Genomic DNA, 19,112 nt, shown 5'->3' with positions numbered 1-19,112 from the left:
AGCCGTATGCGCCTGATATTTTCGCTGTTATTGCTGGTTGGTCTGAGCGCTGGCGCTGCGGAACCGACACAAACCTTCACCGATGATTTGGGCCGCGTGGTCACGGTACCGCTGCATCCAAAGCGCATCGTGTCGCTGCACGATCTGGATATCACCATTCCTTTGATTGAATTAGGTGTACCGCCGGTCGCCAGCCACGGGCGGACCCGCGCCGACGGCAGCCATACGCTGCGCTCCAGCGGCATGTTGACCGGCGTCGATTTTGATAACTCGAACATTGCGTTTATTGGGACAGCGGATATCGATATTGAAGCGATCGCCGCCGCGAAACCGGATCTGATCATCACCGAGCCGAGCCGCAATACGCCGGTCGAGCAGTTAGAGAAAATCGCGCCAACGGTAAGTATCGATCACTTGCAAGGAGGTGCGCCGGAGATCTACCGCAAGCTGGCGCAGCTTACCGGTACGCAGGCGCGCTTGCAGATCCTTGAGCGCCGTTACCGCGAGCAGATTGCGGCGCTAAAAAGTACGATCGACACCAGCAAAATCACTGTGTCAGTGATCCAGGCGAACAACGGCAAAATCAACGCATTACACAGCTATCATTCGCTGGGGCGCGTGCTGCGTGATGCCGGTTTTCGTTTTCCGAAACTGATCGACAGCATTCCTGAAGGTGGGCGCATTGATGTCAGCGCCGAACGTTTGCCGGAGCTGGATGCGGATTTTGTTTTCGCCACCTGGCGCGGTGATACCGGCGGTAAACCGCAGGATGAGATGGCGGCGATGGATGCGGTGATGCCGGGCTGGTGCAATTTTCTCAATGCCTGCCGTAGCGGGCATTACGTGCTGATCTCCCGTGAAGAGGCGATCTCCAACTCCTATGCTTCTCTGAGCCTGATGGTGGCGCAGGTGCAATCACAAATCGCCGGGCGACCGCTGCCTGCCGCGAAGTAAGGAGCTGCAACGATGCTGAACACAAAAAAAGCGAAAAATCGCGTGGATGTGTACGGTGAACGCTTTCGCGCGCGGGCACACACGCTGTCGCCGCGTTTGCAGGCCGTTGCCCGCTATATCAATGAAAATCGCGATGTGGTGCTGGAACGTACCGCGATTGAGATCGCGGCGGCGACGCAAACTTCAGATGCCACGGTGGTACGCGCCATTCAGGCGCTGGGCTTTGCCGGGCTGCGGGATCTAAAACAGACGCTGGAACACTGGTTTGGCCCGGCCATTTCATCGGCAGAAAAGATGAGCAGCACGGTAAATGCGCTCGCCTGCGATGTAAATTCCGGCATCGATTTTGTGCTCGAAGGGCATCAGTACACCTGCGAAGTGCTTTCAGCGCCGGACAACCGCTATGCGATTGCGCAGGCGGTGGCCTTGCTGGTGGAGGCGCGGCAGGTGGCGATTTTCGGCATCGGCGCGTCGGGGATCCTGGCGGAGTATACCGCGCGGTTGTTCAGCCGCATTGGCCTGCCCGCGACGCCGCTCAACCGCACCGGCATCGCGCTCGCCGAGCAATTGATCAATTTGCAGCGTGGTGATGTGCTGATCATGATGGCGCAAAAATCGGCGCACCGCGAAGGGCTGACCACGCTGAAAGAGGCACGGCGTCTGGGGATCCCGGTGATCCTGCTGACCAATGCGACGGACTCGCGTTTTAGCCAGCAAGCGGATGTGATAATCCAGGTACCGCGCGGCGGCGAGAAGGGTAAGATCCCGCTGCACGGCACGGTACTGCTGTGTCTGGAGATGATTGTTTTGTCGGTCGCGTCCGCCACTTCGCAGCAGGCCATTAAAACGGTGAAACGCATTAATGAGTTTCACCGTGGGTTAAAGCCGGGCGGGAAGAAGGGTTAAGCTCTGTGCTGCGGCGTAATGGTCAGATCAATCTGTCGATTTAACTGATGTAGCGCCAGTTCAACCGTTTCCACCTTCGATGAGTGCTCCACATCGAGCAAGCGGTCAATTTGCGGCCCTTTCTGTCCCAGCTTTCTTGCCAGCTCAGCTTTTCGCGTCCCGGTTTCGATCATGGCGTTATGCAGTGCGGCTTTCATGGCTACGAGCACGGGCAGCGATACGATGTATTCGCCTTTTAGCGGCGCGCTTGCCGCCGGGATTGGACGCCGCTCGTCAATTTCGATAGCAATCGCAACAACAATCCCATCAATCGACTGCAGTAAAGCCTCATCAAGCGTATCGCCAACGGAGTTCATGAGCGGTAGATCGCGGCATGAGACCACGAACTGACCTGTAGCATCGTCTCGTTCAATGTGGACGGGATAATTAAACATTTAACACCTCTTTATCGCTAAGTTCTTACAGGCCTAAGTCCTTCATAATCTTTTTCCTCAACGGCTCAGGAATCTCTTTCGAACCATGAAAAGGGAAAACCGATGCCCTACCATTAAGCCTGACTTTAAAATGGCTTCCTCCACCTGGAGCTTTGGTTAGCTCCGCTCCCTGAGATAACAACCACTTTCTGAACTCGCTGTATTTCATTCGGCATCCTGCCTTATATTTTCCTTTTCAGAGTGCGAAAACTATAACTTAATTGTTTATTAATGCAACTTTAATGTTGTGTTTTTCTGCGCCCGCAAATATGAATCACCAACGCGGCGCTGTAAGCCAGCACAATGGCGAAACTCATCTTCCACATCGCTTCGCCGCCGATACCGGACAACGGCGTGGCGATGCCGCCAAAGACGAACATCAACATGCCCAGTAACGCCGACGCGGTGCCGGAATGGCGGGCTTCGACGCTGTTCATCGCGGCTGAACCGGCAATGGTTGAAACCCCGCTGTTCAGCGCCACGGTGAAGAACAACCCCACCAGCGCCAGCACGGGCATGCCGAATCCGGCAAACAGCGCAGTCAGTACGGCGCTGCAAACGGCCAGTAACAGACCGCGCGTTAATAGCTTTTGCCCATCGATAAACCGCGCCAGCCGGGCAAAGATCAGTGCCGAAATAATCAGCCCACCGCCATTCACCGCGAACAGCAGGCTGAACTGCATCGCCGTCAGGCCATATTCGCTTTGCAGAACGAATGACGATGAACCGATATAAGAAAATAACCCGGCCAGCATAAAGGCCTGAATAAAGCAGAAGGTAGAAAACTGCTTATTTTTAAGCACGATAAGCGAGGTATTGAGCAGCCCGCCGCCGCTGCTTTTCTCCGACAATGTCTCTTTCAGTACCACCATGCTGGAGAGCAGTAATACCACGCCAACCGCCGCCATCGTCCAGAACAGCGCGCGCCAGTGCAGCGTAGAGGCGATATAGCCGCCGAGTACCGGCGAGATGATTGGCGCAATGCCGTTTACCGTCATCAGCAGGGCGAAAAATTGCGTCAGCAGCGTGCCGTGATACTTATCACGAGCAATCGCGCGGGAGAGCACTGAACCGCCTGCGCCCGCCAGACCCTGGATAAAACGCCAGAAGATCAGCCAGTGAATATCCTGCGTGGTCGCGCACAATACGGAAGAGAGGATAAACAACAGCAGGGAGAGCATCAGCGGGCGCTTGCGTCCAAGCCGATCGCTCAGCGGGCCGAAAAAAAGCTGCCCCAGACCCAACCCCAGCAGCGAAGCGGTCAGCGAGAGTTGTGTCAGCGTGGTGGTGGCGCTGAGTTGCCGGGTGATATCCGGCAGCGCGGGAAGATAGAGATCGGTGCAAATCGGCCCAATGGCTGTCAGCATGCCCAGCACTATCGCCCAGGCAAGAGAGATCCGTAGCATAACAACTCCGGTGAGGATACGGCGTCGGCTCCGGTGAAATCACCGCAGAACCGAATCGTCGGGGATTTAATTTTTAAACAGCATGGCGGTGATTTCCTGGTACAGCACCTGCATTTGCGCCGGGTCGCTTTTTTGCGGCGTCAGGCGACGGAAAGTGGTGCCTTCCATCAACGTTGCGAGTAGCTCCACACTGCAGCGAATGCGTTCATCGCTTAATTGCGGATAGCGGCTCCGCATATGGTTGCAGGCATTTTCAAACATCCGGGCGTCGGCCTCGGCCAGCATCTCCTGTACACGTGGATTGCGCGTCGCTTCCGCCGCCATCTCCAGCATCAGCGCATCATCGTCAGGGCTGAGAGTGTGCCGCCAGGCCAGTATTTCCGGCAGGTGTTCGGTTTCGGTTTTACCCTGCATTTCGGCGATGCGGTAGTCGATAATCCGGCGGATCATCTCTTCGATAATGGCGTCTTTATTAACGAAATAACGGTAAATCTGCCCAACGCTGAGCTGAGCTTCGAGGGCGATCTGCGACATGCTGGCCGCGTGGAATCCGCTAATGCGAAAGCGCCGGCGCGCGGCGGCAATAATCTCGTCCTGGCGTTGCTGGTGGCGCTGTTCCTGCGATAGTTTGGTCGGCATCTCTGTCCCTCGCGTCGTTTTTGTTGAGAGTGATCATTCTCATGAGTGATTAAAATAAACGAATCCGCGCGTTCGGGGTAATGTTTTTCTCTGGAACTTATAGAAAGTTACAAAAAAACAGATTGTGGAGAGAAGGTAAAAAAAGGCGGGATAACAATGACCGGCGCGCATGGCACGCACCGGTGAGCAGGTTATTGTTTACGTCGTTGATGGATCGACAACCCGCTTTCGCCGGGGGCAATGTCCGGGCGCAGCGTCAGTTGTGGAATCAGGTAATCGCCGCCGTTCTGCCGACGAAAGGCCAGCGGTTCTGCTGACCAGAGCGTATCCAGCCGCTGTGCCAGCGCCGTACAACATTCGGCAAAGCGCGTTTCATCCATGCGGTGGCTGCGATAAAACACCAGCGGCGGTAGCACTTCGAAGCCAGGATAAAACAGGATCCCATGCTGGATCGGAAACAGCAGATCGTCGATCGGGCCGTTAATACCGCGCGGAGCGTAATGCGATTCCCAGCCACCGGTGGTCACCAGCAGCATCGCCCGTTTCCCCGCCAGGCTCCCTTCGCCGTAACGATCGCCCCAGTGCGTGTCGCTATGTTCGCCCACGCCGTAGGCAAATCCGCAGGCATAAACGCGATCGACCCAGCCTTTCATAATTGCCGGCATGGAGAACCACCACAGCGGAAACTGGAAAATCACCGCATCGGCGCGTTGCAGTTTGGCCTGTTCCCGGGCGATGTCGTCCGCCTGGGTGCCCAGCTCAAATGCCTGTTTTGAATCAGACGAAGGATGATAAAAATCACCCACCGGTGGTGAGCTGCTGTCATCGGCATCAAGCTGCGATTTCCACTGCATGGCATAGAGATCGGAAACCTCGACCTGATGACCAGCATTTTCCAGATGCTGCACGGCAAAATCCTTTAGCGCGCCATTGAGCGAATGGGGCTGCGGGTGGGCATAAACAATCAGTACGTTCATAACAACTCCAGGCAACAAATTGAATATGCAGGGTAGGAGAGTGGCGGATATAGTAGAAATTAATTGCTTATATCACAGGTATAGTCATGGTTAATCTTCACCGGCTGGATCTCAATCTGCTGCGTACTTTGGATGTGCTGTTGAGCGAACAAAATGTGACGCGCACGGCGCAGCGGTTGAATCTTTCTCAGCCTTCCGTCAGCGTGCAGTTGGCGCGGTTGCGGGACATTTTTGCCGATCCGTTACTCCTGCCGGGGCCGCGCGGTATGCAGCCGACCGCCAGGGCCGATGAATTGCGCGAACCGCTGCGTCAGGCGCTGGAAGCGCTGGAACGCGCGGTGGCACCCGTCAGCGCTTTCGATCCTGCCCGCGCCGCTGTCACCTGGCGCGTGGCGGCCACTGATTATACGGAATCGGCGATCCTGCTCCCTTTACTGAGCCGTTTGCGCGCCGCTGCGCCGGGCAGCCGTCTGGCGATATTTGAACTCAGCCCGTTGCAGATCCAGCGCCAGGCCGGGCAGGGCGATATTGATCTCTTTTTTCATCTACGTGAAGGCGCGCCGCCTGCTCTGCACCAGCGGTTATTGTTCACCGAACGCTACGTGCTGGCCGGGCGTTTGCACCATCCGGCGTTAATAAACGGCGGCCCGACACTGGCGCAGTTTTGCCAACTGGAACATGTGGTGGTTTCGCCAGAAGGTGGCGGTTTTCATGCGGCAACGGATATTGCGCTGGCGGAGCGCGGTTTGCAGCGCAACGTGGTGCTCTCCGTTCCCCATTTCCTGTTTATGCTCGATGCGCTCGCTCGCACCGATTTGGTGGCGGTACTGCCGGAGCGGCTGGTCGCGAACAACCGTACTTTGCAGGTGGTCGAGCCGCCGCTTGAACTTCCGGGCTTCGACATGCTAATGCTCTGGCATGAACGGCTGCACCGCGATCCCGGCCACCAATGGCTGCGCCAGCAAATTATCGCCTCGTTGGGGGCGCGCTAATATCTTGTCACACTTATGTGAGAATAATTCTCAATATTATTGAAGCACACCAGGCCGGATGATAAGGTGTAAGCCGTTTCGCCCGGCGTCGGGCACGGGTTCGCGGCGGCTGTTGGCTATGCAAAAAAGAGACTTTTCGGTTGAAGACTTTATCGGTTTTGGCGAGCGCTACGGGATCGACTACCGTTTCCCGGCGCTGGCGTCCGGCCGATCGTTTCACAAAGAGAAGCGCATGGTGATTCAGGGGGAGGTCGAAGAGATGACGCTCTCCTCCGGCCTGAATCTTACCCGCTCGGATATTCGCGTCCTTCAACCCTATGAAACCACATCGCTGCACAGTTGCCCGCTCTATATGCTGGTGGTGCTGGAAGGGTGCGTGCAGCTGCGCCTGAACGGCAAAGCATTTACCGTGCGCGCGGGCATGGCATTCACCTCGCGCCTGAGCGAACAGCAGGTGATGAACGCCAGCCATCAGGCAGATAACCACCTGCGTACGCTGTCGATGGGCGTTGATCCGCTGCGCTGCCGGCAATCACCGCTGCTGACGGCGCTCTTGCAGCAGTGGGAAGCGCACGGTGCGCCGACCTTTTTATGGTCCGTTCCGGCATTTTTGCTTTCCGGGCTGCAACACACGCAGCAGAGCCAGCAACCGGGTTTATCGCGCCAGTTGATTCTTGAAGGCGTGATGCTGCAACTGCTCGGGCATGCGCTGTCGCAACCCTTGCCAGGTAGCGAAAAACGCAGTTCCGCGCCTGGCGGCGAGCAGCACCGGCTGGAAACCGTACGCCGTTTGCTGGAACAGCAGCCGGAAAAAGAGTACACCCTTACCGCATTAGCCCAGCTGGCGGCAATGAGTTCCAGCAGTTTGCGGGTGAAGTTCCGCCAGGCTTATGGCCTTTCCGTGTTTGATTATCTGCGCGACTGCCGCCTTGAACTGGCGCGGCGCTATCTGGCGCAGGGCTATAGCGTACAGCAGGCGGCCTGGATGTCGGGCTATCAGCATGCCACGAATTTCTCTACCGCTTTTCGTCGCCGCTACGGTGTAGCGCCCAGCGAAATGCGCCTCGCCTGATTTCTTGCCATAGACCATGGCGACTTTTTTGCGTGCGTTTTGTCACTGTGCATAGGTGAATCGTCATTGCGCATAGCTATTGCGGAAGCCAAAAGGGTAATAATTCTTATTTACAATAATAACGGCTTCTGGAGATTTCATGTTCGCAAAAACGCGACTGGCGCTAATGATTGGCTGTATTACCGGCGGGATGAACGTATCGGTTCTGGCACAGGAAACTTCAACCACCCACGATACTGTGGTGGTCACCTCACAAATGCAAAGCGGTGCGACCAAGCTGGAGACGCCGGATATCGAAACGCCGCAGGCCGTATCGATTATCACGCGCCAGCAGTATGAAGAGCAGGGCGCAACCAGCGTGCGCCAGGCGGTGAGTTACACGCCGGGCGTCTACAGTAACCAGATCGGCGCCTCGAACCGTTTTGATTACATCGTGCTGCGCGGCTTCTCTGATGGCAGCCTGGATAACGTCTACCTCGATGGCCTGAAACTGATGGGCGACACGAACTCGCACAGCTCGCTGGTTATCGATCCCTGGTTCCTCGACAGCGTGGAAGTGGTGCGCGGACCGGCTTCGGTGCTGTATGGCCGCTCATCGCCGGGCGGGATTGTCGCGCTGAACTCGCGCAAACCGTCGTTTGACCCCGGCGGAGAAGTGAAACTGTTCGCGGGTAATAACAATCAGCGCGGCGCGGCGTTTGATGTCACGGGGCCGGTAGATGATAACGACCGAGTCGCGGTGCGTTTAACCGGCATGACCCGCTATGCGGATTCGCAATTCGATCATTTAAAAGAGCAGCGTTATGCCATTGCACCGAGCCTGACGTGGCGTATCACCGATCAAACGCGCCTTGAACTGATGGCTTATCTGCATCGCGATCCTGAAGGTGGCAGCCACTCTGGTTTGCCGTATGAAGGCACGGTAACCCCGCATGCAGGCAGAAAAATCTCCAATACCTTCTTTGAAGGGGAAGATGATTACGATAAGTATGACCGCCGGGAAAATATGGTCGGTTATAACGTCGAGCACGCCTTTGACAGTGGCTGGTCGGTCCGCCAGAAGCTGCGCTACCTGCACACCAAAGTGAATCTCAACCAGGTGTATGCCGCAGGCTGGATGAATGATACGGAACTGAATCGCGGTTATTCCGGTTCCGACGAATCGCTGTCGGCGATCACGCTGGATAACCAGATTGATGGCAGCGTTGATACCGGCATTATTAACCACCGCCTGCTGTTCGGCGTCGATTATCAGCGCCGCAGCAATAATGTCACCGCTTCGTATGGCAGCTTCCCGGCGATTGATGCATTTAACCCGATTTACGGTGCCGATCCGCTGTCAATTTCGGTCTACAGCCGCGAAAAACACAAACTGGAGCAGACCGGGATCTATTTGCAGGATCAGATGTCGCTCGATCGCTGGCGGCTGACGCTCGGCGGCCGCCACGATCAGGTGAAGATCACCAACGTCAACAAGATCAACGCTACCCGCGATACGCTGGATCAGGATCACTTCAGCAGCCGCGCGGCGCTGATGTACCTGTTCGACAGCGGGTTTGCGCCGTACGTCAGCTACTCAACCGCCTTTACGCCGACCAGTTTTACCGATGAATACGGCAAAATTTTGCAGCCGATGAAAGGCAAGCAGTGGGAAGCGGGGCTGAAATTCCAGCCGGAAGGTTCGCAGACGATGTACAGCGCCTCGGTCTATCGCATCAACCAGAAAAATATCGCCACTAAAGTGGAGCCGACCGATCCGTACCGTTCAATTGGTGAAATCGAATCGGAAGGGGTGGAGCTGGAAGCGGTCGGTCAGTTGACGGACAACCTGCGTTTGCAGGCTGCCTACACCTACAACGACATTCGCTACAAGAAAAGCAGCGCGGAAGAGCAGGGAAAACGTGCGGTGTATGCGCCGCGCAATCAGGCCAGCGCCTGGCTCAGCTATGACGTGAAAACGGGGCTGTTCGACGGGCTGACGGTAGGTTCCGGCGTGCGTTATGTGAATGGCATTACCTCCGATCGCCAGAACACGCATACGCTGCCGTCCTATACGCTGGTGGATCTGGCCGTCGGCTACGATCTGAGCCATGTTGGCCTGAAGGGGATGAGCGCACAGTTGAACGTCAATAACCTGACTGACAAGCGCTACGTAGCCGCCTGTAACTCGCTCTCTTACTGCTATTTTGGTGCGGAGCGCAGCATTGTCGGCAGCGTTTCCTGGGCATTCTGATGCAATACGCCACCCGGCAGTGCGCCGGGTGGTTGCCGGTGATTAGCTGAGATCCACGTTTTTATGGCCAAAGAGCCAGGTGGCAATAAAACCGCACAGATAAGCGATGACGACGCCTGCCGCGTAGACCGCCATCCCGGCGTAAATGCCCTGGCCGGAGGTCATCAGCGGGAGCGCCACCAGCCCGGAAGGGCCAAACACCGTATTCAGGCCGACCGGCAAGCCAAACCACGCGACGGTGCCAATAAAAAATCCCCCGCACGCGCCGCCGATACAGGCGGTGACGAAAGGTTTCACGCGCGGTAAGGTCACCGCGTAAATCAGCGGTTCACCTACGCCCAGCAGGCCGGGAATGATCGCCCCGCGCACCTGGTTACGCAGCACCGAATGTGGCGCCGAGCGGAAATAGAGCGCCAGCGCAGCACCCACCTGGCCACCGCCTGCCATCGCCAGAATGGGGAACAGCGAGTTGAAACCCTGCGCATCCATCAGTGCGAAGTAAACCGGAATAAACCCCTGATGAACGCCAAACACCACGGCGATAAGAAACAGGCCCGCCAGCACCGCGCAGCCAAACGGGTTGCCGTTGAGGTGCAGGAACAGCCACGACATGCCTTTAAACAGCTCGCCGCCAATCGGCATAATCACCACAAACGCCAGCGCGCCGGTGATAAGTAGCGTCAGCAGCGAAGTGAGGATCATGTCGAGATTATCCGGCACCACCTTGCGGATCTGACGTTCGATCCACGCGCCGAGGATCGCGGCGATCAGCACGCCGATAATGTTGCCGCGCGGATCAATGCCCATGCCGAAGAAGTTATCGATACCGGAGAAATAACCGACCGTGGCTTTCGGGTCATAACCCAGCACGAACAGCGCGGCAATAATGGCGCCGTTAACGCCGCTGCCGCCAAAGGCTTTTTGCGCGTTGTAGCCAATCAGAATCGGCAGGAAGGTGAACAGGCCTTTACCAAAAACCTTCATATAGCCGACGAGGTGCGCCACGGTTGTGTTCTTCTCTGCCGCGTTGAGCAGCAGGCTTTGCTCGATTAAAGTGGCAAAACCCAGCAGCATCCCGGCGGCGATAAAACCCGGAATCAGCGGCGTAAAGATGGTGGCGAACTTCGCCAGAAACTGATGCACGCCGCTGGTCTGCTTCGCTTTCATTTGCTGCTTGGTGTCGCTGGCGATGCTTTTCAGCGATGCAGCTTCTACGGGCGCGGCGTGGCCGCCGATCATTGTGTTCAGCATTTCCGCTGCGGTTTGCGCTTTGCCAGGGCCGACGATGATCTGCAATTGATCGTCGCTGTTCACCACGCCCAGTACGCCGGGCAGGGCTTTCAGGCTCTCTGTCTCCACCCGTGAATCGTCGCGGAGCGTCAGGCGCAGGCGCGTCATACAGTTGCCGCAGGTATTGATATTCTCCTTACCGCCGACCTTTTCGATAATTGTCGCGATCAGTTGTTCGCTGATTTTGGCCATTACTTGATCCCCGCATCAACCAGCGCCTGGCGAATAAAACCGCCGTTATCGGCCAGCAGATGTGTTGCCTGTTCCGCGCTGAGCTGTCCCAGCACCATCACGATGGCGGTTTTGCAGCGCCCGCCGCAGGCCTTCAGCGCCTGTTCGGCGATGTCGCGGGTGCAGCCGGTGGCTTCCATCACAATGTTTATCTGACGCTGCACCAGCTTCAGGTTGGTGGCTTCCACATCCACCATCAAATTGCCATAGACTTTGCCGCTGCGGATCATTGCGCCGGTGGTCAGCATATTGAGCACCAGTTTCTGCGCGGTACCCGCTTTCATACGCGAGGAGCCGGTCACCACTTCCGGGCCCACCACTGGCACAATCGCAATATCGGCGATGCGCGCCATTTCGCTGTTTTCATTACAGGTGAGCGCCACGGTTGTTGCGTTCAGGCTTTGTGCGTATTTCATGGCGGCAATCACATACGGCGTGCGCCCGCTGGCGGCGATGCCGACCAGCACATCGCGCGCGGTGAAATTGAGCGCTTTCAGGTCGTCAACGCCCAGCGTCAGGCTGTCTTCGGCGTTTTCCACCGCCTGCAAAATGGCGCGATGACCACCAGCAATCAGGCCGACAACCTGTTCGCGCGGCGTTCCGTACGTTGGGGGACATTCGCTGGCATCAAGGATACCAAGACGCCCGGAAGTGCCCGCGCCGCAATAGATCAAACGACCGCCCTGTTTAAATGCGGCGACAATCACATCCACCGCCTGCGCGATAGCCGGGATCACTTTTTCCACCGCCTGCGCCACTTTCTGGTCTTCACTGTTGATAACCCGCAGCATCGCTTCGGTATCGAGCATATCGATGTTTTCACTGGCGGTATTGCGGCCCTCGGTGGTCAGTCCGGATAGATCAATGTTCATGTCTCGCTCCACGGTTACGGGAAGGGTTGGCCGTTACGCTGCGGTGACGGCGTGCTGTAAGGAATAATATATTATTAAGTAAAACAAAAAGAAGAATAATTTATTCTTGCGCCGAATGAGTGGCAAGAGTGTGACGCTGCTCATGTTGGGCAAAGCGCACGGCCTGGCGATTGGTTGTTATTTTTCATTCATATTGATGTTGAACAATTGTTATTAATTAACGCTGGAAACCAACGTCGGAATATAGTGAGAATCTTTTACCATTCTGAAATATTCAAAATCAGAAATTGTCGTTTTTCGGGTAATTAAAAATAAAGATACTGGTGTATTGTTTTAATTACCAGCTCAGGGGGCATCATTAGTGTGATGTATTTTATTACGCTGCTGGTTTACGCAATTTATCCTTATTTCAGAGTGGTGACTTTGTCGTTTTATATTTTAAAAGACATATTCAAATAAAGCTTACATAACATTTTTGTAGCATAAACAATGAGTTTGACAATTTCAGAAAGCCTGACGCCGCATGATGAAGCGCGCTATATCAGCACTTACTTACCGCTGGTGAATAAAGTGGTCAAACAGTTGGCCTGGCAGCGAAATAGCGTAATGGGCAAAGACGATATGCAGCAAGTTGCCCTGATGGGATTGCTTTCCTCTTTGCGCCGTTATGGGCATCCGGATACGCACTTTTCAGGTTATGCCGCACAGCGTATTCGTGGCGCAGTACTGGATGAATTACGTCAGCAGGACTGGCGTCCTCGCCGCCTGCGGCAAAAGACGCACAAACTCAACGATGCTATTCGTGAAATGGAGCGCGAGCTGGGCCATACACCAGGGTTTGGCGAACTGAATGCGCGCTTTGCCTTAAGCGCAGAAGAGTATCAACAGCATCGTCTGCTCGACACGGCCAGCGAAGTGGAGAGCCTTGATGCGCTGCCTGTCGGTGAAGCGACGCCGGCCGCGCTGGATAGCCGCCTGCTGGAAGATGAAGAGGTGCTCAGCCGGACATTGCGCGACGCGATAGCGAGCCTCGACGGGCGTGAACAGAAGATCTTTGCGCTCTATTACCAGCATGAAATGAGCCAGAAAGAGATAGCCCAGCTCCTTGGCCTGACGGAAGCACGGGTTTGCCAGCTTAACAAGGCGATAAGTCAGAAGATTCAGCGCTTTTTAGCGCAATAACATATTACTTTTTTATCATCCACCTTTACGCCCCAGTCGGAGCTCGCTCCGTACGTTTTGGGGCATTTTTTTTTGCCAAAATTCCTTACTCCTCCAGCGCGGCGTGAATCGCTTCTCCTAACTGTTTGATGACTTCACGGTTTGCATCGGTGAGCGGCAAGGCGCAGTTCAGCCGCAGGCAGTTTCGGTACTTGCCGGAAGCGGAGAACAGCGAACCGGGCGCAATCTGGATTTTCAGACGGCAAAGCATGCGGGAAACGCAAACCATATCCACACTTTCCGGCAGCTCGATCCACAGCAGATAGCCGCCCTGCGGGCGCGTCACGCAGATCCCGCAGGGAAAATACTGGCGCACCCAGCAGGTGTACGTTTCCAGATGCTGTTGGTAAATCTGACGCATACGGCGCACATGGCGGTGATAGTGGCCATCGCGGATAAACGCCGCCATCGCCAGTTGTGGGCCGGGCGTGTTGGTGCCGATAGCGGCATATTTTTTGTGCAACACCCGGTCGAGATAACGTCCTGGCGCAATCCAGCCCACCCGCAAACCCGGCGCTACGGTTTTGGTAAAGGAGCTGCACAGCAGCACGCGGCCATCGATATCCAGCGATTTGATGGTGCAAGGGCGCGGATAAACTGCCGCCAGCTCGCCGTAAATATCATCTTCAAAAATCACAATGTCATGACGTTGCGCCAGCGCCAGCACCGCCTTTTTGCGCGCTTCCGGCATGATAAAACCGAGCGGGTTATTGCAGTTAGGTACCAGGATCACGCCTTTAATCGGCCACTGTTCCAGCGCTAACTCCAGTGCTTCGATGCTGATGCCGGTTTCCGCATCGGTCGGAATTTCAATGGCTTTAATATCCAGCCCGCGCAGCAACTGCATGGTGCCGTAATAAGAAGGCGATTCAACCGCGATAATATCGCCCGGCTGGCAGACGGCCAGCAGCGCCAGCGACAGCGCGGGGTGGCAACCGCTGGCGATCACAATTTCATCAGCGGTGATGGCCGCACCGCCATCCAGCATCAAGCGGGCGATCTGCTCGCGTAATTCGCGGCGGCCAGGCAGCGTATCGTAACGCAGCACGTCCTGGATTTGATGTTGCACCACGCGCTGCATTTCCCGCCACAGTGGTTTAAGCGTCGGTTGGCTGATATCCGGTGCGCCGCCGCCGAAGGTGGCAAGCGTTTTGTCTTCACGCCCTTCTAACAGCGTCAGCACTTCGTCCCACTGCGTGACATCCACCGGGCGCTGAACCGGGCGCGACATCGCCGGGATGGGCGGCTTCGCTTTGCTTGGCGCGACAAAATAGCCGGAGCGCGGCTGCGGGGTGATTAGCTGCAGATTTTCCAGCACCTGATAAGCCTGCTGCACGGTACTGATACTGACGCCATGCTCCTGGCTGAGGCTGCGCACTGAGGGCAACTTTTCGCCGTGGCGATATAAACCTTGTTCAATACGCCCGGCCAGCAGGGTAGCCAGATGTTGGTAGCGGGTCATGCTGTATCCCTTTTCTTTGCCATACAGATTTGAAAACCAGTACAGATTCGCGGAGAAAATGCCGTTCAGATGCTGTTTTAAGCGATCTGTATGTTAAAGAAAAGTGTTTTCTGAATCTGTATTGTAGGGCGGGATTACAGAGAAAATGGGGCTCTGTTCAGGCGAGGAGAGCACCGATGGAATTCTTTGAAAATCGACACAAAAGCCCTTTTAGCGGGTTTATTTTTCTCTGGCGCAAGTTTCAGGCGCTGCGCTTACGCTGGCAAACGCGCAAGATTTTGCGTGCCTTAAGCGACGAACAGCTTAAAGACCTCGGGTTGCGTCGTGAAGAGCTGGGTTAATGATAGAAAATGCGGAGATAACATCTTGTTATTTCCGCCCCTTCGGCGTTGGGCTATGCTTAGCTCCATAACCTGAAGGGGAGAGAGCAGATGCACTTTATTAACAGCAACGATGAAGACGATAAAAAAGAAGAGAAGGGCGGCAACGCTTCACAACTGATGCAGCAAAAGCTGCTGGACGCCCGCTCCATCATTATCTCCGGCGAGATCAACCAGGCGCTGACCGAGAAAGTGGTCACCCAGCTTCTGCTGTTGCAGGGCATCAGCGACGCGCCGATCAAGATCTATCTCAACAGCCAGGGCGGTCACGTCGAAGCGGCCGATACCATTCACGACATGATTAAGTTCATCACCCCGGAAGTGCACATTATCGGCACCGGCTGGGTGGCCAGCGCCGGGATCACCATCTTCCTTGCGGCGAAAAAAGAGCACCGCTACGCGCTGCCGAACACCCGTTTTATGATCCATCAGCCGCTGGGCGGCGTACGGGGTCAGGCGAGCGATATTGAGATTGAAGCCAAAGAGATCATCCGCACGCTGGAACGCGTTAACCAGCTGATCGCCAATGCAACCGGTCAGCCGGTCGAAAAAGTGAAGCAGGATACCGATCGTAACTACTGGATGAACACCAAAGAGGCGATCGACTACGGCATCGTTTCCCGCGTGGTGAAATCCTACAGCGACCTTAACCTCGATTGATCTATTGGGGCGGGAAATGTTTCTCGCCTCATTTCGCTTTATCCCGCCAAAATAGACTTCTCCCCAATCGATAATTTCTGCACACTGTCGGCATTTCTCATTACGGAGTGATGGCATGAACAGTGGTATCAGAGCGGCGCTGGTGATGGCAGCGACGCTGAGTACGCCAGCGCTGGCGGAGCAGTCGGGCATCTCGTTTGATCATAAAGACTGGGAAGTGGTGTGCGACAACACGCTCACCTGCCGCGCAGCGGGTTACAGCGCGGAAGAAGAAGCCAGCGGATCGGTACTGATCACCCGTAAAGCCGGGCCGGGCACGCCGGTTACCGTGGATGTGGTGCTGGCGGAGATGGATGCGGATGAAACCGCGCCGCAAGCGGCACTCTCGCTGTGGATCGATGGTAAGTCACAGGGCGAAATCGCCACTGAAGATAATGATACCTGGCGCTTATCGGACGCGCAGGCGCAGAGCATGATTGATGCAGTGAAAGGCAGCGCAAAAGTAGAATTCAAAGGCGCGGCAAAACCCTTTGTGCTCTCCGGCGACGGCGCGTATGCGGTGCTGCTGAAATTTGATGATGTGCAGGGACGCGTCGGCACGCCTGGCGCGCTCAGTAAAAAAGGCGATAAAGCCGAAAACACGGTGACGCCTGCGGTGGCCGCGCCGGTCATTCAGGCGGCAAAAGTAGAAAGCGGCGAAGACCGCGCGCTGACCGCAGCGGAAGTTAACGCGCTGAAGCCGCGCCTGCTGGCGGCGCTCCCTGAGAATAACGAGTGCGAAGGTCTTGCATCACCGCAAGAACCGGCCATTGATGGCGATAATGACGTGACGCTAACGCCACTCGACCGTAAGCATGTGCTGATCTCCGCCCTTTGCTGGCGCGGCGCGTACAACGAAGGTTACGGCTATTGGGTGCTGGATAAGGCCTTGAAAGGTAACCCGCAATTTATCACCAACTCGGCGTCCGACTATGCCGACGGCATCATTTCGCTGGGGCAGCGCGGTCGCGGTATCGGTGATTGCTGGGCCTCCGCAGAGTGGGTGTGGGACGGCGAAACCTTCCGTAAAAGCAGCGAATCCACCACCGGCATGTGCCGCTATATCCGCGCGGGCGGCACCTGGGATCTGCCGGAGTTCGTCACCGAGGTGAAAGAGGCGCAGTAAATAGATATATGGACACTGCACTTATCAAAATCATGCTTTTTGGTAAGTGTAGTGTTCATTATTTATTCTCCCTTGAGAACTTATTGGATACTATACTTACCAAAATTCATGATTACGGTAAGTATAGTATCCATGCCATCAGCTGAAAAACGTAGTGCGGTTGTCTTTCCCCGTAACCAAAAGATTCTCCAGCAGTTAGGTGAAAACATCACGCTTGCCTGCAAGCGCAGAAAACTCACCCAAACCATGCTTTCTAAACGCACGGGGTTAAGCCGCATAACTATCCGCAAAATCCAACAGGGCGATCCTGGCGTGTCGCTTGGGCACTATGTGGCCGTGCTTGCTGTTCTTGGACTGGTCGAAGATTTTCTTGATGTGGCAAAGGATGATGAGTTGGGGCGCAAGTTGCAGGATATTGAACTTTTAAGGAAGAAAGGAGAAGCACATTGATGGCGACAGACGTTTTTGTTTTTGCAGACTGGCAGGACTTTGCAGAGCCAGGGCTGGTTGGCACACTGCGTTCGGAAGTGATACGTAATAGCGAGCATTTTAGTTTTCGCTATGATGATGCGTGGCTGCTTTCGCCCTTCGTGCAGAAAGTCGATCCCGATCTTGAGCTTTATTCCGGGGAACAACATAGCGCTGTATCGCGAAACTTTAGAGTGTTTCTTGATTCATGCCCGGATCGCTGGGGGCGGGTATTGATGAAAAGGCGGGAAGCGATTCTCGCCCGCCAGCAAGCGCGTCGCCCCAGGTTGCTGGGAGAAATTGATTTCTTATTGGGAGTGCATGATTTTCACCGTCAGGGAGCTCTACGTTTTAAACGTGCTCTTACGGGTCCCTTCCTCGATGATAACGACCGGCTCGCCGCACCGCCGATGGCCTCGCTGAGAGAGTTAGCATGGGCAGCGAAGCAAATCGAAAGTAATGACAATCGTGACGATGCTGAATACCTGCAATGGCTCAATATGTTGATGTCGCCAGGTTCATCTTTAGGCGGCGCGCGGCCTAAAGCCAGCGTACGTGATGAGAAAAACCAACTGTGGATTGCAAAATTCCCCAGTCGTTATGATGACTATGATATTGCGGCCTGGGAGTTTTTAACTTCACAACTGGCACGGAATGCGGGAATCGAAATGGCGGAATGTCGCATCGAACGCTTTGATCGTGAGCATCATACCTTTTTAACGAAACGCTTTGATCGCACGCCTGATACCCGGCTGCATTTTACATCCGCCATGACGCAACTCGGTTATTACGATGGCGATTACGAAGCTTCATACCTTGAACTGGCGCAGTTCCTGACTGAACGTGGTGCGCGTAGCCGCGAGGACTTGTCTCAACTGTGGCGACGCATCGTTTTTAATATTGCTGTGTCGAATAATGACGATCATCTGCGAAATCATGGCTTTATTTTCCAAAATGGTGGCTGGATTCTTTCTCCGGCTTACGATATCAATCCTGTGCCGGATGCGCAGGGGTTACATCTCAATATCAGTGATGTCGATAATCAACTGGATTATGAACTGGCAATGTCGGTGATTGATTTTTTCCGGCTCACGTTCGCACAAGCCAAAGAAGTGATGGAAGAGGTCACGTCCAGCGTCCGCAAATGGCGTGAGATCGCTGAATCTATGAATATTTCGCGTGCTGAGCAGGAAAGAATGGCTCCAGCATTTAATGTCTGAACATTTTCGGGGGAAACAGACCATGTTGCAGGGGCTCAACCATTTAACACTCGCAGTCAGCGATCTGGCCCGCAGCGTTGATTTTTACCATCGGCTGCTCGGCTTGAAACTGCATGCGCGCTGGGACAACGGCGCTTACCTTACCTGCGGCGAACTGTGGCTGTGTTTGTCGGTGGATGCGCAGCGTGAATATGTTCCGCCGCAGCGCAGCGATTACACCCATTACGCCTTTAGCATTAGCGAAAGCGATTTCGCCGGTTTTGTTGCGCGCCTCGAACAGTCTGGCGTTGTAAACTGGAAAGCCAATAAAAGCGAAGGCGACTCCTGGTATTTTCTCGATCCGGACGGACACAAACTCGAAGCGCACGTCGGTGACCTCGCCCAACGGTTGGCGGCCTGCCGCGAGAAACCCTACAAGGGAATGGTATTTTTTGATTGAAGGGGCAAGCTGAACGCTTTGTCGTAGACCGTTTAATTTTTAATGAACTTCT

20 protein-coding genes are annotated in these 19,112 nt (G+C 55.2%); 12 read left to right on the top strand and 8 right to left on the bottom strand.

Going from position 1 to position 19,112, the window contains the following annotated elements:
• The first annotated feature begins 6 nt into the window (after positions 1–6).
• Entirely contained in the window at positions 7–954 is a 948-nt protein-coding gene (locus tag AWR26_RS22170) for an iron-siderophore ABC transporter substrate-binding protein (protein WP_064568552.1), read from the top strand.
• 12 nt (positions 955–966) lie between these two features.
• Entirely contained in the window at positions 967–1,860 is an 894-nt protein-coding gene (locus AWR26_RS22165; RefSeq protein ID WP_064568551.1) for a MurR/RpiR family transcriptional regulator, read from the top strand.
• Here the strand turns inward: AWR26_RS22165 and AWR26_RS22160 are convergent.
• From AWR26_RS22160 to AWR26_RS22140, 5 genes are all read right to left on the bottom strand, one after another.
• Positions 1,857–2,294 carry a type II toxin-antitoxin system HicB family antitoxin gene (locus tag AWR26_RS22160; protein WP_035943124.1) on the bottom strand — a complete coding sequence of 146 codons (438 nt, stop codon included), beginning with the start codon at positions 2,292–2,294 and terminating at the stop codon, positions 1,857–1,859. The two genes, AWR26_RS22165 and AWR26_RS22160, sit on opposite strands and share 4 nt — an antisense overlap.
• Positions 2,295–2,319: 25 nt before the next feature.
• The gene (locus tag AWR26_RS22155) at positions 2,320–2,502 is read right to left on the bottom strand and encodes a type II toxin-antitoxin system HicA family toxin (protein WP_035886605.1); all 183 of its coding nucleotides are present in this window, start codon (positions 2,500–2,502) and stop codon (positions 2,320–2,322) included.
• Positions 2,503–2,572: 70 nt separating this feature from the next.
• Complete coding sequence (locus AWR26_RS22150; protein WP_064568550.1) at positions 2,573–3,739, bottom strand: multidrug effflux MFS transporter; 1,167 nt, start codon at positions 3,737–3,739, stop codon at positions 2,573–2,575.
• Between the two features lie 66 nt (positions 3,740–3,805).
• Positions 3,806–4,378 carry a TetR/AcrR family transcriptional regulator gene (locus AWR26_RS22145; RefSeq protein ID WP_064568549.1) on the bottom strand — a complete coding sequence of 191 codons (573 nt, stop codon included), beginning with the start codon at positions 4,376–4,378 and terminating at the stop codon, positions 3,806–3,808.
• Positions 4,379–4,569: 191 nt separating this feature from the next.
• Complete coding sequence (locus AWR26_RS22140; protein ID WP_064568548.1) at positions 4,570–5,355, bottom strand: NAD(P)H-dependent oxidoreductase; 786 nt, start codon at positions 5,353–5,355, stop codon at positions 4,570–4,572.
• A gap of 86 nt (positions 5,356–5,441) precedes the next feature.
• Here AWR26_RS22140 and AWR26_RS22135 point away from each other — a divergent pair, with 86 nt between their 5' ends.
• The 3 genes from AWR26_RS22135 to foxA all read left to right on the top strand — a co-directional run bounded on the left by AWR26_RS22135 (position 5,442) and on the right by foxA (position 9,652).
• Positions 5,442–6,347 carry a LysR family transcriptional regulator gene (locus AWR26_RS22135; RefSeq protein WP_064568547.1) on the top strand — a complete coding sequence of 302 codons (906 nt, stop codon included), beginning with the start codon at positions 5,442–5,444 and terminating at the stop codon, positions 6,345–6,347.
• Between the two features lie 118 nt (positions 6,348–6,465).
• Positions 6,466–7,419, top strand: a complete 954-nt coding sequence (locus tag AWR26_RS22130) for a helix-turn-helix transcriptional regulator (protein ID WP_064568546.1) — start codon at positions 6,466–6,468, stop codon at positions 7,417–7,419.
• A gap of 139 nt (positions 7,420–7,558) precedes the next feature.
• Positions 7,559–9,652 (top strand): ferrioxamine B receptor FoxA, encoded by a 2,094-nt coding sequence (foxA, locus tag AWR26_RS22125; RefSeq protein WP_064568545.1) that lies wholly within the window; start codon positions 7,559–7,561, stop codon positions 9,650–9,652.
• A gap of 42 nt (positions 9,653–9,694) precedes the next feature.
• On the opposite strand, the gene murP is transcribed toward foxA, so the two are convergent.
• Positions 9,695–11,134 carry a PTS N-acetylmuramic acid transporter subunit IIBC gene (gene murP / locus AWR26_RS22120; RefSeq protein WP_064568544.1) on the bottom strand — a complete coding sequence of 480 codons (1,440 nt, stop codon included), beginning with the start codon at positions 11,132–11,134 and terminating at the stop codon, positions 9,695–9,697.
• On the bottom strand, positions 11,134–12,045 hold the full coding sequence (gene murQ, locus AWR26_RS22115) for an N-acetylmuramic acid 6-phosphate etherase (protein ID WP_064568543.1): 912 nt from the start codon (positions 12,043–12,045) through the stop codon (positions 11,134–11,136). The genes murP and murQ overlap by 1 nt, the downstream gene beginning before the upstream one ends.
• Positions 12,046–12,534: 489 nt before the next feature.
• Between murQ and AWR26_RS22110 the strand changes: the two genes are divergently transcribed.
• Positions 12,535–13,227: a FliA/WhiG family RNA polymerase sigma factor gene (locus AWR26_RS22110; RefSeq protein WP_064568542.1), complete on the top strand. Its 693-nt coding sequence runs from the start codon at positions 12,535–12,537 to the stop codon at positions 13,225–13,227.
• Positions 13,228–13,312: 85 nt separating this feature from the next.
• Here AWR26_RS22110 and AWR26_RS22105 read toward each other — a convergent pair whose 3' ends face one another.
• Positions 13,313–14,728 (bottom strand): aminotransferase-like domain-containing protein, encoded by a 1,416-nt coding sequence (locus AWR26_RS22105; RefSeq protein WP_064568541.1) that lies wholly within the window; start codon positions 14,726–14,728, stop codon positions 13,313–13,315.
• 176 nt (positions 14,729–14,904) lie between these two features.
• Between AWR26_RS22105 and AWR26_RS22100 the strand changes: the two genes are divergently transcribed.
• The 6 genes from AWR26_RS22100 to AWR26_RS22075 all read left to right on the top strand — a co-directional run bounded on the left by AWR26_RS22100 (position 14,905) and on the right by AWR26_RS22075 (position 19,060).
• Complete coding sequence (locus AWR26_RS22100) at positions 14,905–15,069, top strand: DUF1127 domain-containing protein (protein ID WP_064568540.1); 165 nt, start codon at positions 14,905–14,907, stop codon at positions 15,067–15,069.
• Positions 15,070–15,159: 90 nt separating this feature from the next.
• Positions 15,160–15,768 (top strand): ATP-dependent Clp protease proteolytic subunit, encoded by a 609-nt coding sequence (locus AWR26_RS22095; protein WP_064568539.1) that lies wholly within the window; start codon positions 15,160–15,162, stop codon positions 15,766–15,768.
• Positions 15,769–15,883: 115 nt separating this feature from the next.
• Positions 15,884–16,933, top strand: a complete 1,050-nt coding sequence (locus tag AWR26_RS22090) for a DUF1176 domain-containing protein (protein WP_064568538.1) — start codon at positions 15,884–15,886, stop codon at positions 16,931–16,933.
• Between the two features lie 132 nt (positions 16,934–17,065).
• Entirely contained in the window at positions 17,066–17,383 is a 318-nt protein-coding gene (locus tag AWR26_RS22085) for a helix-turn-helix domain-containing protein (protein ID WP_175518630.1), read from the top strand.
• The gene (locus AWR26_RS22080) at positions 17,380–18,621 is read left to right on the top strand and encodes a type II toxin-antitoxin system HipA family toxin (protein ID WP_407658725.1); all 1,242 of its coding nucleotides are present in this window, start codon (positions 17,380–17,382) and stop codon (positions 18,619–18,621) included. The genes AWR26_RS22085 and AWR26_RS22080 overlap by 4 nt, the downstream gene beginning before the upstream one ends.
• A gap of 22 nt (positions 18,622–18,643) precedes the next feature.
• The gene (locus tag AWR26_RS22075; RefSeq protein ID WP_064569083.1) at positions 18,644–19,060 is read left to right on the top strand and encodes a FosA family fosfomycin resistance glutathione transferase; all 417 of its coding nucleotides are present in this window, start codon (positions 18,644–18,646) and stop codon (positions 19,058–19,060) included.
• Positions 19,061–19,112 lie beyond the last annotated feature (52 nt).

It is taken from the genome of Kosakonia oryzae (genome assembly GCF_001658025.2).
Classification (GTDB): domain Bacteria; phylum Pseudomonadota; class Gammaproteobacteria; order Enterobacterales; family Enterobacteriaceae; genus Kosakonia; species Kosakonia oryzae.
This window is presented reverse-complemented; position numbering and strand designations above follow the sequence as displayed.